General features: G+C 46.0%; 10 protein-coding genes. 4 read left to right on the forward strand and 6 right to left on the reverse strand.

From position 1 onward, the window contains the following. A partial coding sequence (locus ABY436_RS06565; RefSeq protein ID WP_372738229.1) for a hypothetical protein occupies positions 1 to 150 on the forward strand: 150 nt, incomplete at its 5' end. Positions 151 to 309: 159 nt separating this feature from the next. Here the strand turns inward: ABY436_RS06565 and ABY436_RS06570 are convergent. The 3 genes from ABY436_RS06570 to ABY436_RS06580 are packed head-to-tail and all read right to left on the reverse strand — an operon-like array spanning position 310 to position 4,210. Next, positions 310 to 996, reverse strand: coding sequence for a response regulator transcription factor (locus ABY436_RS06570; RefSeq protein ID WP_372738202.1), 687 nt, complete (start codon positions 994 to 996; stop codon positions 310 to 312). A 12-nt stretch (positions 997 to 1,008) separates the two neighbouring features. Then, the gene (locus ABY436_RS06575; RefSeq protein WP_372738203.1) at positions 1,009 to 2,820 is read right to left on the reverse strand and encodes a sensor histidine kinase; all 1,812 of its coding nucleotides are present in this window, start codon (positions 2,818 to 2,820) and stop codon (positions 1,009 to 1,011) included. 43 nt (positions 2,821 to 2,863) lie between these two features. Then, a complete protein-coding gene (locus ABY436_RS06580) occupies positions 2,864 to 4,210 on the reverse strand; it encodes a VWA domain-containing protein (RefSeq protein WP_372738204.1) in 1,347 nt (448 codons plus the stop codon). Positions 4,211 to 4,564: 354 nt separating this feature from the next. Between ABY436_RS06580 and ABY436_RS06585 the strand changes: the two genes are divergently transcribed. Further along, entirely contained in the window at positions 4,565 to 4,771 is a 207-nt protein-coding gene (locus ABY436_RS06585; RefSeq protein WP_090727021.1) for a hypothetical protein, read from the forward strand. Positions 4,772 to 5,507: 736 nt separating this feature from the next. Continuing rightward, positions 5,508 to 7,859, forward strand: coding sequence for a ribonuclease R (gene rnr, locus ABY436_RS06590; protein WP_372738205.1), 2,352 nt, complete (start codon positions 5,508 to 5,510; stop codon positions 7,857 to 7,859). A 124-nt stretch (positions 7,860 to 7,983) separates the two neighbouring features. On the opposite strand, the gene ABY436_RS06595 is transcribed toward rnr, so the two are convergent. Then, positions 7,984 to 10,863 carry a UvrD-helicase domain-containing protein gene (locus tag ABY436_RS06595; protein WP_372738206.1) on the reverse strand — a complete coding sequence of 960 codons (2,880 nt, stop codon included), beginning with the start codon at positions 10,861 to 10,863 and terminating at the stop codon, positions 7,984 to 7,986. Between the two features lie 48 nt (positions 10,864 to 10,911). Beyond that, a complete protein-coding gene (gene mgtE / locus ABY436_RS06600; protein ID WP_372738207.1) occupies positions 10,912 to 12,267 on the reverse strand; it encodes a magnesium transporter in 1,356 nt (451 codons plus the stop codon). A gap of 373 nt (positions 12,268 to 12,640) precedes the next feature. Here mgtE and ABY436_RS06605 point away from each other — a divergent pair, with 373 nt between their 5' ends. Then, positions 12,641 to 13,006 (forward strand): hypothetical protein, encoded by a 366-nt coding sequence (locus ABY436_RS06605; RefSeq protein WP_372738208.1) that lies wholly within the window; start codon positions 12,641 to 12,643, stop codon positions 13,004 to 13,006. A gap of 23 nt (positions 13,007 to 13,029) precedes the next feature. Here the strand turns inward: ABY436_RS06605 and ABY436_RS06610 are convergent, their stop codons facing one another. Then, positions 13,030 to 14,244 (reverse strand): hypothetical protein, encoded by a 1,215-nt coding sequence (locus tag ABY436_RS06610; protein WP_372738209.1) that lies wholly within the window; start codon positions 14,242 to 14,244, stop codon positions 13,030 to 13,032. Positions 14,245 to 14,330: the final 86 nt, after the last annotated feature.

The raw sequence follows: 14,330 nt of genomic DNA on the forward strand, positions 1-14,330 counted from the left end.
GAGCGAAAGACTACGGTTATTTTGCCAGACCTTGCTATAGAGCCTAAGTTACAACGTCAGGATAATACTGAATTAGATCAATCGTTAACAGTACAAGTGCAATCTGTGAACATTCCAGAACTACGGGCATTTTTTCGTGTAGTTAATTAACGCATTGAGAACAGCACCTCCTGGATACCGACAAGTTAACTTCATCACCCACACCAGAATCAAGCGAGAAGCCTTAAGTGCCGGATTCCGGGGACAGTTTACTTAACCAAGCCTGTTTTAAGGAATTAAGTAAACTGTCCCCGGAATTCCTGATCAACACTAATTATCAAACCTATAACCTATTCCATGTACCGTGCTGATAATTCGGGGCGTTTTGGGGTTTAGTTCAATCACCTTGCGCAGTTTGGATATATGCTGATCCAAGGTACGGCTGTTAGCAAAATAATCCCTACCCCAGCAATGATTAAATAATGCATCGCGATCTACTACCTTACCCCGCTGTTCAAACAGCAATCGTAGTATTTTCAAATCCCTTAAGCTTAGCTCTATTACCTGATTATTCCGCAGCGCACGTAGTTCTGATGGCCTGATTTGAAGGTCATCCATAACAAAGCAGTCATTTTCAATTATACCAGCAACCGGACGCAAAGCTCTCCGTGCTACCGCCCGAATCCGGGCGATAACTTCGCGGCTACCGAAAGGCTTTTTAATATAATCATCGGCGCCTAGCTCTAATCCAAGAACCTGATCGATCTCTTCTGATTTTGCAGTAATAAAGATCACTGGAAGTAGCTCATTATGCTGGCGAATACGACGACAAACCGAATAACCGTCTTGCTTAGGCATCATGATATCCAGCAACACCAGAGTAGGCTCGTGTTGCAGATACAACTGCCACGCCTGATCTCCATCTGCCGCTTCTATACATTCATAACCTTCAGACTCGAGTAAAGTCGCCAGACCCTGGCGAATATGTAAATCATCTTCAGCAATTAACAGTTTCATAACGCTTTCCGTCTATTCATCCGGTTTATCAGCCATCATTGTTGATACGGCCTTCGTTGTTGTTAACGCAATGGGCGTAAACAAGGTCAGTAAAAAGCTGGCTCCCGATACAGCCTCAGCCGGGGCTAACTGTTCCACAATCAAGTCACCCTGATGAGCCCTGGCCAAGTCACGCGCTAGCCCCAGCCCTATTCCAGTACCACTAACGCCCTCAGTCAGCTTGTCACTGCCTCGGTAAAATGGTTCGAACAATCTTTCAGATTCATTTGCGGATACACCCGGGCCAAAATCGCTAATCCGGATATAGCTATATAAGCTATCTGAACTCTCTTTTTGCCAGCTACTGATATCAACAAACTGTCCGTCCGCTGCATACTTTTCACAGTTACTCAGCAGGTTATTTAAAATCTGTTCCAACACTTCACTGTCAAAATGGCATAACTGGCCAGCCTTACCGACAAAACGTATCTTTAATTTTCGTGAGTTCAAAACCGGCGTAAATAGCTCAACAACTTGCTCTATACACTTATCAACTACACCTTGTTGATATCTGATGCTCGCTCCCTCACGCTTCAACCGTGAGAAGCTCAGTACATTTTCAATCAGACGCGACAACCTGGCGGCCTCACTTCCAATCACTCCCAGATAACGCTGTGCAACCACCTCCTCCTCGGGTAGCTCCTGCTCAAGCATCTCAGTATATAAACGAACATTGGTAAGGGGTGTTTTCAGCTCATGAGATACCTGGTTTACAAAATTTACCCGTTGTTCTGCCACTCTTAGCTCGCGGTTATGTTCGCGATATAGCAAATAAGCCAGAGTAGACAAACCGATGGCTAGTAAGAGTAATAATGCGAACAACCCCAGCCAACCCGTTATCAGCGTCGGCAAGCCAGCTGCATAGTAATCAAGATGCCAACTGGCCAAAGGGTGACTCAAAAACAGGGTCTGCAACGGTTTCTTGCCAGCTTCTGCCTCTGGGCTACCGTCTTCACTCCCCCAGCTATAGGCAAGCTCACCTCGGTCATTAATAAGACGAATTTCACTGTCATTTTCCTGTTCAGCGTTGACACCGGAGCCTGCAACAGAGCTAGACGGTAATAAGCTAATCAAATCAGATAGAAGGCGTGATAAATTCAGAGCAAAGCCGACAATGTTACCGTCGCTATCTTGTAACCAGAAGATCTGTTGCAACCCCGCTTCAGCGTACCAAGCAATCCAACCATGAGGCCTGTCTGCTGCGTGCTCTTTTACAGATGTAGATAACTCCGAAATTGAAGTATCCGCACTGAAACCCGCTTTTTCAGAGACGGAGCTGCTCAACCTGGCACTCTGTATCTCATCATTACTCGCTCCGGAATAACGCCGATTAGCAACACGCTGAGGAGGAGCCGGGTCCAGAACAGGCATAGTAAAACGCTCGGGCTCGCTCAACAGATGACGGGTTAATTCTACAAAATCCTGCTCTTGCTGATTCAACGACTGATCTTGAGGGGGAAAGCGCCTTTCTCCGCTCTTGGATAAGACAAAAACTTGCTTTACCACGGCCGACTGGCTAATGAAATGGCGCACGCTATCAACGTTATAATGCCCTTCTGTTTCGCGCTGCAATGATGCTGCCCGAAGGATGAAATGCTGTTGCAGCCGGGAAAAGTGTTCTTGAAACTGCTGATCAATACTCTGTAATCGACTGGTTACCAGATTGCTTAATTGATGGGCCGCTACCTGTTGTTGATCCAGTTGAAAACGAACGCCAAACCACGCTAGCAACAATAGTGGCAGTGCAATAATGACAGCTAGAATTAGCGGCGTTCGTCTTTTCACAGGTTCATTCCGATGACATGTTTTAGATGTAGGTATAGATGCATTAATACGTTTGCTGAGTCGCTCGCTTATACTGTCGTGCTTTCAACTCTTTACGTTGCTTATTCCAGTCTTGCTCTGTTTCCAATGCATCCGCATCTTTTAAGGCTTCCACTTTTTGCTCCTGCAAACGCGGAGAGCTGAGCGATTCTGCCTGAGAACCCAGATAGGATGCGCTATCCTGAAGGATCTTCTTCGCCCCTTCTAAGTCACCACTATCACGGGCTTCAATGGCATTTCGGCTAAATTCATTAGCGACCTGCTCAACAGCATCTTCAAATGCCTTATCATTGCGGGCAGCTTTTACTTCCTGCTTAGAACGACTAAACCGGGCAACACTTTGGCCGGATAAGCTTTCCTGATGTTGAGTAAACAAATTATCGTAGCTGACATTAACCGCTACCAGCTCAAGCTCTGTTTCAGCACGTTGCTCAGGAACCTCAACCTCAAGAATAACGAATTTCTCCTGCTCGCTATACAGCTGATTCAATCGGGTTGTTACCCGGTTACCAATAATCTGGCTTTCCCGACCCAGCAGACGAATGGGCTTTACGCCGTTTCGGCAGCGGATTTCTATATTAACCCCCTGAGCTACCACTGAGAGAACATCACCGAATTCATACTGAAAAACTGACGCCAGATCTTCGGCATTCTCAACAAACGCATGGTTACCATCACTAAAGCCGGCTAAACGGGTCATTAGATCTTCGTTATAGCCAAGCCCTAAACCAATAGTGGTTACACTAATTCCTTCTTTCGCCAGCGAAGCGCCTAGCTCACCCAATTCAGAAGCAGATTGAGGCCCTACATTGGCTAAACCATCGGACATTAAAATAACCCGGTTGACTTTATTTCTGCTCAGAAACTTACGTAGTTCATTCGCACCTTTACTAACGCCGGCAAACAGCGCTGTATTTCCATTTGTATGAATATTACGGATCGCGTTATAAATGGCTCGATGATTACGTACCTGAGTCGCAGGCACGACCACCTGAACTTTAGAGTCGTAGCTAACTACTGAAACAATATCCCGCTCATCAAGTCGTTCAATCGCCATAATAGCTGCCTCACGGGCATACTTAATTTTATCACCACCCATTGAACCAGATTTATCCAACACAATAGCTACATTGGCAGGTATGCGTGCCTGTTTATCCTGTTGTTTAAAGCCTTCCAAAGAAACTTTTATAAAAGCCCTGTGACTTTGCTCAGCCTCCATCACCGGGGTGGCCAGATTAATATTCAAATTCACCTGATTAGCTTGCGCCAGAATCGGTAGCTGGCTCAGTAAAACAAACCCGAATGCCCGTACTATTCGTCTTATCATAGGTTTTTCTAATTGAGTGTTCATGATGAAGTTCCTGAATTGTGAGTATAGTGGATCAAAACCACCGCTGTATTTACTCTACGTTCAAGCAGACAGAAGAAAGTCAGATAAAGTTATCGATTTTGTAAGAAATTTGTAAAACATTTTTTGGAATTCCGGGGACAGTTTACTTAATTCCTTAAAGTAGGCTTGGTTAAGTAAACTGTCCCCTGAATTTCTGACGGAAAACGATGGCGTTTGTACTCAGACAGGGATGAATTCATCTTTGAATTATCTCGTAGCTCGTGTTAATTTGGCAGTACCTAATTTAGAGAGCTACGTTCTGTTTGAAATGACGACTGTCGTTTAAATGTACGCTTATAAAAGAGGAGTACCATCATGATTGAGCTTAAGATACTACCTGTCGGCACTGGGTTGGGGGTGGAATTACCACCTGAAGTCCTCAAACATCTTGAGGCCTCTGATGGAGAGTGCATCTTCCTTGAATATATGTTTAATGGCAGCTATAGGCTGGCAAAACATGATGAGGCGTCTGTTGAGCAAATGATGTTGATCGATGGACAAATGCATGAGGAAGATGCTTGAACGGTTAACTAAATCGCCACTGGTTTACTAAACACCCTTCAGCCATTATTTGAGGCTACACACCGCCAACAACAAGCTTGCCCCTCAGTTAACTGCCTATAAGTATGAAAACTAGTGTGGAAGACGGCTGACAAGTGTCTAAAGACCTAATGGCGATTCACTTCTGAAAATAGATATAGGCAATCACTGCAGCGTCCAGGACTATAAAAATTATCGCTACGGCAATAATCAGACGTATTTTCCCCTTTAATTTCATACACTGCTCCGTAATATTTACCCGAAAGGTTTAATCTTTTGCAAAGAGCTTTAACAATTAGCTTGAGTGTAATTCAATAAACACCTAAAAAAGCTGTTTCATTGACAAAGCGCAGTAACTCTATATAGTGATACCCAGCCTAGAAAAAGCGCATTTTAACCACTTGTTATCGTTGTATTACTCGTTAGTATCCTCGTATCACCGTTTTAAATTCCCGTCTTATTTTTCGCTAACTTGATTGTTTATGTTCTTTCATATGACCGCTCACACGCGCCTTGTTTCGTTACCGTGTTGAGATTAGGCTAGATTCAGCCCGTAAAAGTACAGAATAAGAAATGATCAGCAGAATACAATTTTTTTCACTCGACTAAATTGAGTGATAACCGCCTGCGTATTGCCCTGTTATGACTGAGATCTATCCAGATTAAAGATTGAGTAACTGTTCGAAATAATACAAGGCTGTCTTTATTTGAGAGATATATGAGCAAAGACTCACAACAGGCAATTAATGCCGCCGATTATGACAAATACAGCAATCCGATTCCCAGTCGGGAATATATTATGGGATTGCTCGATGAACCAGGCAAAACCTTGGATCGGGATCAACTCAGCCAGCTGTTAAAGCTGTCCGGTAGTGATGATAAAGAATCCTTAAGACGGCGTCTTCGGGCGATGGAGCGTGATGGCCAGTTAGCTTTCGACCCTAGAAATGGTTATAGCTTGTTACGCGCTGAAGATTTTATTGAAGGGTTCGTCATCGGACATCCCGACGGGTTTGGCTTTATGGCACAGCATGGTGCGGGTAATGATATTTACCTACATGATAGCCAGATGCTTAAAGTTTTTAATGGTGACAAGGTACGTATTCTTATCAGCGGTGTTAATCGTCGTGGCCGCCAGGAAGGACAGATTGTTGATATTCTCGAGAAAAATACATCTCAGATTGTCGGCCGTTTAGTACATGAAGAAGGTGATTATTTTTTACAGCCTGAAAACAGCCGTATTCGTAACGAGATTGATATTGCAGATGACCAGCTAAACGGTGCGCAGGTTGGCCAATACGTCACCGTAGAAATAACCGAATACCCGTGTAATCGCTTTAACGCTGAAGGTAAAGTTATTGAAATCCTTGGTGATTCAATGGCGCCTGGCATGGAAATCGATGTCGCTATTCGTAGCCATGGCATTCCGCATAAATGGCCGCAGGCTGTATTAGATGAAGCTAAGGCGATGTCGGATGTGGTTAAAGACGCTGATAAACTTCATCGGTCTGACCTGAGACACTTACCCTTTGTCACCATCGATGGTGAAGATGCCCGGGATTTTGATGACGCTGTTTACTGTGAAAAAAGAAAATCCGGTGGCTGGCGTTTATATGTAGCTATCGCTGATGTTTCGCATTACGTCGTACCCAATAGCGCCCTGGATCAGGAAGCAGAAGAGCGAGGCACCTCGGTCTATTTTCCGGGTCATGTGGTGCCGATGTTACCGGAAGTACTCTCCAATGGTTTGTGTTCGCTTAATCCCCATGTCGATCGATTAGTCATGGTGTGTGAAATGGCGATTAGTCGCAGTGGAAAAATATCCGCTTATAAATTTTCCGAAGGCGTCATTAACTCACATGCCCGCCTGACCTATCATCAGGTAGGCGCTTTATTGTCGTCTCCGCAACAGGGCGTCGGTAAACAGGTTGCTAAGAAGCATCATGCTGTCGTGCCACATATTCATGCCTTGCATCAACTTTATGCAATATTAAGAACGGCCCGAACTAAGCGCGGATCGATTGATTTTGAAAAACAGGAAGTCCAATTCAAATTTACCGAAGGCAGAAAAATTGATCAGATAGTGCCGGTTATTCGTAACGATGCGCATAAGATGATCGAAGAGTTTATGCTTTGCGCTAACGTGGCGACGGCTCAATTTCTGGAAAAGTTAAACCTGCCTGCCCTCTATCGGGTGCACGAAGGTCCCGGTGAAAAGAAGCTGACTAATCTACGTGAATTTCTCGGTGAGAGAGGCCTTAATCTGTCGGGTGGTGATAAACCCACACCTGCGCATTATGACCTTCTGCTACGCGGCATTAACGAGCGTAACGACGCTCAGGTTATCCGCATGATGATGCTTCGTTCGCTTAGCCAAGCGGAATATAGCGCAGATAATCAGGGGCACTTCGGCCTTGCTTATCCCGCGTATGCTCATTTTACTTCACCGATTCGGCGTTATCCTGACCTGTTAGTTCACCGCGCCATTCGCTCGGTCATCCGCCGTAGTGAGAGTGGTAGCATCTTGCAGCGGGCACTGAAGAAGGTAACCGGCAGGGGCTCGGATTCAGTACACCGGGTTAAAAGCGCCACGCGTTTAGAGGTCGGCATAAGCTACCCCTACGATCTGGATAAAATGAAGTCGATGGCAGATCATTGCTCGCGGGTATCCCGTCGGGCCGACAAAGCTGGCTGGGACGTAGAAGCCTGGCTGAAATGCGAATATATGCAGGATCATGTCGGTGATACTTTTGGTGGTGTAATCAGCAGTGTGACTAGCTTCGGCTTGTTTATTGAGCTTGACGATACGCTGATCGAAGGCCTGATACATGTGACTGCTCTGAACAACGATTATTATCAGTTTGATGCAGCCCAGCAGCGTTTAGTGGGTGAGCGCACCCGCACCAGCTTTGGTATCGGTGATAGCATTAATATCCGTGTTGTGCGGGTCGATATGGATCAGCGTAAAATTGAATTCGAACTGGCGACTAAACCTGATGATAAGCGATCAGGCAGAGCGAAGGGCCGAAAAGGCAAACATCATTACGGCGCGGGTAAATCTAAGCGCTAACCTGTATTCGTTCCGTCCAGACCTGACACCCCACACCTTGCTGAGCTGGAAACTCATTCAACTCAGCAAGTATGTGTTGTCAGTTTAGTGGTTATTTAAGAGGTCAGTTAAGAGGTCAGTCATATTAAGAATAGGTAATCTCCTGTTCTTTATGGTTACAACCGGGCTCTTGCGATCTGTAGTTACTGCATCCCCAGAATTTCCCGTAACGCCCTTCCCGATGCTTTAAATCCCCACCACATTGCGGGCATAGTGGTACCCATCCACCACATTCATGATTAAGGCAAACGCTAAACCGACCTGATGTTTGCATGTCAGCAGAACACTGCGGACAAGTACTCTTTTTATGCTGACAAAGTGGATAATTGCTACAGGCGATAAAAGAACCATAAGGCCCTTTCCTCTTGACGAGTGTGCCTGTCTTGCAGGATGGGCATTCCTGTTCTGGCGCCATTAACTGAGAGGCTTCGGTATCGAATTCATTGACTTCAATCGCGTAGTTATCAGCCAATAATTCTTTTACGAAGTCCGAGGTTTTGTTCATGTCTGTTAGCAGGTAGCAGCGATGTTTGGCACGCGTCATGGCTACGTAGAACAGCCGCCTTTCTTCTGCATCCGGGTAGGGTTCTTCTGTCGGCAATAAAACATTTAAAAGCGGATCGATCAGCTTGCGTGAAGGAAATCCATTTTTCGCATTATCTAATCCGAGAATGACAACGTAATCAGCTTCCTTACCCTTAGATGCATGAAACGAATGTTGCTCAATCTTAAGCGCCGGAACCGAACGCTTTAGCTGTGCCAGTTGATCGGGTTCTAATAACCTGAAGTGATATCTGGCGAGTAGATAGACACAAGCCCCCTGCCTGGCCATGCCTGATATTTTCTCAAGTATCTCAACGAGGTGTTTGAGTATTCCATTATTGGTGATGGGCTTCATGACCAGCGACACAGCAGGCGCCTGCACAAGGTTATGTGTCGTGATCTGTTTCTTCACCTGAGATGGGTTCTGCATAACAAACTGTGAAGCCACCTCGTTAATGCTGTTGTTAAACCGGAATGTCTTATCTAACGAGGTAATTTGTGTCGGCCCAAACAAAGACTCAAAACCGGTGGTTAGCCCTACATCACTGCCTGTGAAACGATAAATCGCCTGCCAGTCATCTCCGACACAGAACAGGGATGTACCCTTTCTGGAGTCTCTTAATGCCTTAACCAGTCGCGCACGGGGTTGGGAGATATCCTGAAACTCGTCGACAAGAATATACGACCACGGCGAAGTGAATGCCCCCTCTTCAATGTAACCAATGGCTTTAGCAATCATATCTTCAAAATCGATTTCGTTGTTCGATGCCAGTAAGGCTTCATACTGCTCAATGATCGGTCTGAGTAAATCCATTGCAGCTTTTAGCTGGCCAGTCGTTTCTAAATGATCCGCTAATCGCTCTAACTCTCCTGGCATATAACAATTAGCGCGATAACGCTTTAACAGGCTCGAGAGAAGGACTGAAAACTGATCAATCGCGCCAAATTCACGCAATGTGTGTAACACCGAATCAGCGGGCAAAGGCTCGAACAGCACCCCCATACTCGCTAATTTTGATTCCAGATTGGATAACAAACACTCTTCGCGTTGTTCATAGTGGTATGTTTCAATCAGTCGTGTGGCGTGTTTACTATGTAGCTGACGTGTCCATTGAATGCCCGCATGATAGCTGTCTTTATCAATATAAGGTGCCGTGTTTCCCTCTCTGTCGATACCCAGGTGATCAATATAGATGCCGAACTCAGTGAGGTAAAAATCAGGTTTATACTGTTTAAAATCAGGTGTTCTGGCATTGCTTTCGAGGTAGGATGGTTGGTAGTTATATTCAATCCCCATAGCAAACAACCAATTGGCAATGAGACACCCTTCAAAGCTGGTCACATCCTCGCCCTTCAGCGTTCTTATTTCATTTGCCCGGATATAGTTAAAGTACTCCCCCTGAGTAGCAAAATCGAAGGGGTTCGCTTCCGGGAAAAGGTGTTTTTCAAAATACTTCAGGGTTGATTCTTTATAATCGGGTTTTTCAAGCAAGTCTGAAAACCATTGATTAACCTGATTGTTCAGCAGCTTTTCATCTGTTGCTAAGGGCGAAATAGCTGGTTTTTGACCTTCCACGCTTGCAATAACCATCTGGCCTAACACATGAAATGTCCATGCGCTGACTGATGTATTGCCTAGTTTTTCAGCGACCCGGTCACGCATTTCCAGGGCGGCCTTTTTACCAAAAGCGAGCATTAATATTTCGTGTCCGCTGGCCTGCTGACTGTCTAACAGGTAAGCGACTCTGCCCACCATGGTACTGGTTTTACCCGTACCGGCACCGGCTAAAACAAGATTATTATCATCATCAATGATACAGGCTTGACGCTGCTTCTCGGTTAACGGATTCGATTCAATCCTGTCAAAAAGCGCTTGATAGCACTGCTTTTGCTCAGCGACATAGCGCGCTCTTATATCGTCGATCATCGCAGGATCTAACTCAGCCCACTGTTTAAGCTGAGCGAAAATATCCTTGCTGGTATCGGACAGACGTAACGTGTCGGAAGAGGACGGTATTTCCAGTAACGCTGAGCTGACAAAGTCATGAATAGCGCGACAGTGGCTTGTTCGTAGATAGCCGTTTTTTTGCAGATAGCCGGATATTTTTTCCAGTGCCTTTGCAGCGGAGTCAGTATGATGGGTGTAATATTTTTCTGTAAATACCCTGGCCAAAGATAATGCGTTGCTCTTATGTAACCATCCAACGGATATTCTCTTCCCCGCCGACTCAAAGACAACCTTGTCGAATATGATACCTGGCGTATGTCTGACAATACTGCTGACATCCGTCCAGGCGAGTGTTATTGGCGCTTGATAGGCAGACGCCAGCACAAGGCCTGCATCGTCTAAACGGACTTCCTCAAATCGATTACCTAAGTACTTACCTAACCAATAAGACTTATAAAACAGCTTTTCTACCACCGATCAGTGCCCTTTAAAGGTAGTTTATCTCTATTGATTCTTGCGGCGTTACAATAACATGACGGTGGCTAAGCCGAGAAACGCAAAAAAGCCGATGGCGTCGGTTGCTGTTGTCAGCACCACACCCCCCGCCAACGCTGGATCAATCCCCATTCGTTTCAATATCAGCGGGATAAAGGTGCCGACTAAGGCGCCGGTAAAAATAACGATCAACATAGCCGCGCCAAACACCATACCCAGCATCAGATCATTGAACCAATAGTATGCAATCGCGGCCACTACACCGGCCCAAAAGAGTCCATTCAGCGAACCGATAGTGAGTTCGTGCGCTGCTAACTTCCATATGTTGCGTCGGCTAATTTGATCCAACGCCATGCCTCGCGTTACCAGGGTCAGGGTTTGACTCCCCGCCACACCACCCATGCTGGCAACCACCGGCATCAGTACGGCCAACGCTACCATTTTCTCAATAGAGCCTTCAAATAAGCCAATCACCCACGCCGCCAAAAAAGCCGTCAGCAGATTTATGCCCAGCCACAAGGCACGGCGCACCGAACTATTGATCACCGGCGCAAACATATCCTCATGCTGATCTAAACCGGCACGCCCTAATATTTCACGGTCAGCCTGGTCACGCATCACATTGATAACGTCATCGACAGTAATACGCCCTACAAGATAGCCTTCATCATCCATGACGGGGGCTGATAGCAGATCGTGATCTTCAAAGATTCGCGCCACTTCAACATTCGGGGTCATAGGCTTAATGCCCACAACATCAGGCGACATGACTTCACTCACGGTTGTCGATAAGTCATATGAAACTATAAGGCTCAATGGAAGAATCCCCATAAAACGGTTATGTCTATCGATGACCATCAGACTATCAAGATGCTCAGGTAGGGAGCCCTCGCGCTGTCGCAGGCGGCGTAAAAAACGTAAAACCGCATTCAGGGTAACATCACCGCGCACAGCTGTGGCGTCGACATCCATCAACCCACCCGCAACATCATCAGGGTAAAGTTTAACCTGCTCATAACGTTCCCGACGGTGAACGTCCATTGCCGTCACCATGGCATTCACCACGGACATCGGCAGATCATCATCCAGATCGGCAATTTCGTCCATTTGCATGACCGACAAACACGCGATCAGCTCTTGCTCATCCGTTTGCTTAATTAAGCTCCTACGTAGATCGCCCTTTAGCTCCAGCAGCACTTCACCTTTTTTTAAGCGCGGCACCTGTACCCATAAAGGACCTCTTAAATCCCCGGGAAGCGATTCAATAGCACGGGATATTTCTGCCGGAGACATGGACTCAAGCAAGTAAGCAGCTCCGTTTTCAGAGTTTTTCTCGAGTGAATCAGTAATCAGATCAATCTGTTCCTGCAAACCTGTACTCATAAAGCGGTCCTCAAAAAAAGCTGGCTATTGAATTAAGTAGAATTGCTCAGGTATTACGGGAATTGCTGTAATTAATTAACAATATCACTAAGCCGTCGATAGTAAGGCCGATAGAATCAACAAACCAGTAACCATTTGATATGTAAGATTCTATATGAATTTTCGATGACAAAACCAGTACTGAAACCAGGGCAGGTGTATTTGTCTACATGAGCGATTCTATAACCAGTGGAAAAAGCGTAAGCTAATTCAGACAGTGGATGTCCAGTACGCCGAGTCTCTGTGCATGCCTTTGGCAGTGTTGCACAAAAGGCGCTTCCTGCTGCCCACCTCGGTGTTTTGTGTAAAACTATATTGTTGCAGAGACATATCTATGAATAAACATACGTTATTTGAGATAGCCCTTTTTGATCCTGAGAATACTTTGATTACTTTATTTGAAAAGCGAGGTATAGAATTTCGCAAGGTGCCTGTAACTCAAAAATTTGTGGTTGCTTCGGACGAAACGATTGAAGTCGTCAGTAATGATAATGATCAAATCCTGATTGAAAGTCTCGTATTGATATTCATGGAATGGCTTAAACAAAAGCCCTACCGGAAATTGCAGGCTCAGTTAGTCGACGGCAGTATTGTCTATATTGAGGAATACGATATTGATGGCGTTACCAACATACTCAAAAATTTGTTGAAAGTTACTGCATTTGATCCGGAATATAACAACAAAATACTCAACAGATAGGAATAGGTAAAAGCACATATGTGTTAGGTTTCTGTGTTTTCTGATTTTTTGTCAGCGCTTCGGGGCGTTGAATGAAATACTCGTCGTTGTCGCATGGCAGAAACGACCAGCGCGGTCGACGAACCCAGCAGCGCAATCACCAGAAGAACTGTATAAAAGTGTTCAATCACACCAAATCGCCCGGCTTGGCTCAACTCTGCAAACACATTAAAGTGCATGAAAAATATAAAGGCTGACATGATTGCTACCACAGGGCCCGCCGCATACACAAACGCCATCGATTGGATCTGCCCGAGCCCTATTTCACGAAGGGCATCGACATTCAGTACCTTCCCGCCCGGGTCTCGTCGGCGCCATAGGTCGAGCAGCGAGCTATGCTGGCGGTCCCAACGCCCCTGCTTCGCCCACAATCCCCAGAATACGGCCGTCACGATCAAAGGAAACCACAATATTAGTTCGCTAAACGGAATGGGAAGGTCGCCTGCCGGTGTGTCCAAATCAGTCATTCTCTCAACCTCGGCAAGCCGCTCACTTTGCCCTGTTATTTCCTCGATTCGGAGGCGGCGATCTTCCTGTATCCTTTCTAATTGACGTTCAATCGAGCGAATGTCCTGAACAACCACATTTATCCAGTCATCGGTGATCTGCGCGGCGCCCTCCCAAAGATAGTTGTTCTGATCCAAAATGCCCCGCGATGCATCACCAAAGCGGTTGTCGTTCCAGGGTTTTGGGTCGCCAGCCCCCCATTGGTAGTAGTCATCGAAATGTCGTCTGAGTTCATTGTGCATCTCTGTTGGCATAGGGCGCCGGCCCGAAAATGGCCAGGGATTCCTTAGGATTTTTTCTACCTCCACCCTTATCAATTCAGCATGCCTTGCATATTCATCGTGCTCAATTTCGTTGGCTGTGAGCATCAATTCAAGGTCATCATGAAGTGCCCGTGATACATCCCGGAACTTCACGGCAAGGGACTCGTAACGCAAGCGGGGTTCTGCGAGGTAAGAAAGCTGACTGCGCAGCTTTTTTTCAAGGGCCACACTCTCTTCCTGCGAATCCAGAATCCTTAACACCACGTCACGATTGACAACATACGGTGCCAGGCCCATAGCAAAGAAGGTCGCAACCAACAGCAGAAAAATCATCCATGACCTGGACAGGCGTCGGCCTTCTGCCTCAAGCTGTGCGATCATTCGGTTGGATAACTCAGTCAGTAATTCGTCTAACGTTTCTGTTGTCATCAGTCGGCTCCGGTTCGCCTAACGGCTGAGTTAAAATACCCTAGAACGATTGGTTAGCTGGCGCTCACGCGAACACCAGAGACTAT

This window comes from Neptunomonas sp., assembly GCF_041601355.1.
Lineage (GTDB): Bacteria > Pseudomonadota > Gammaproteobacteria > Pseudomonadales > Balneatricaceae > Neptunomonas.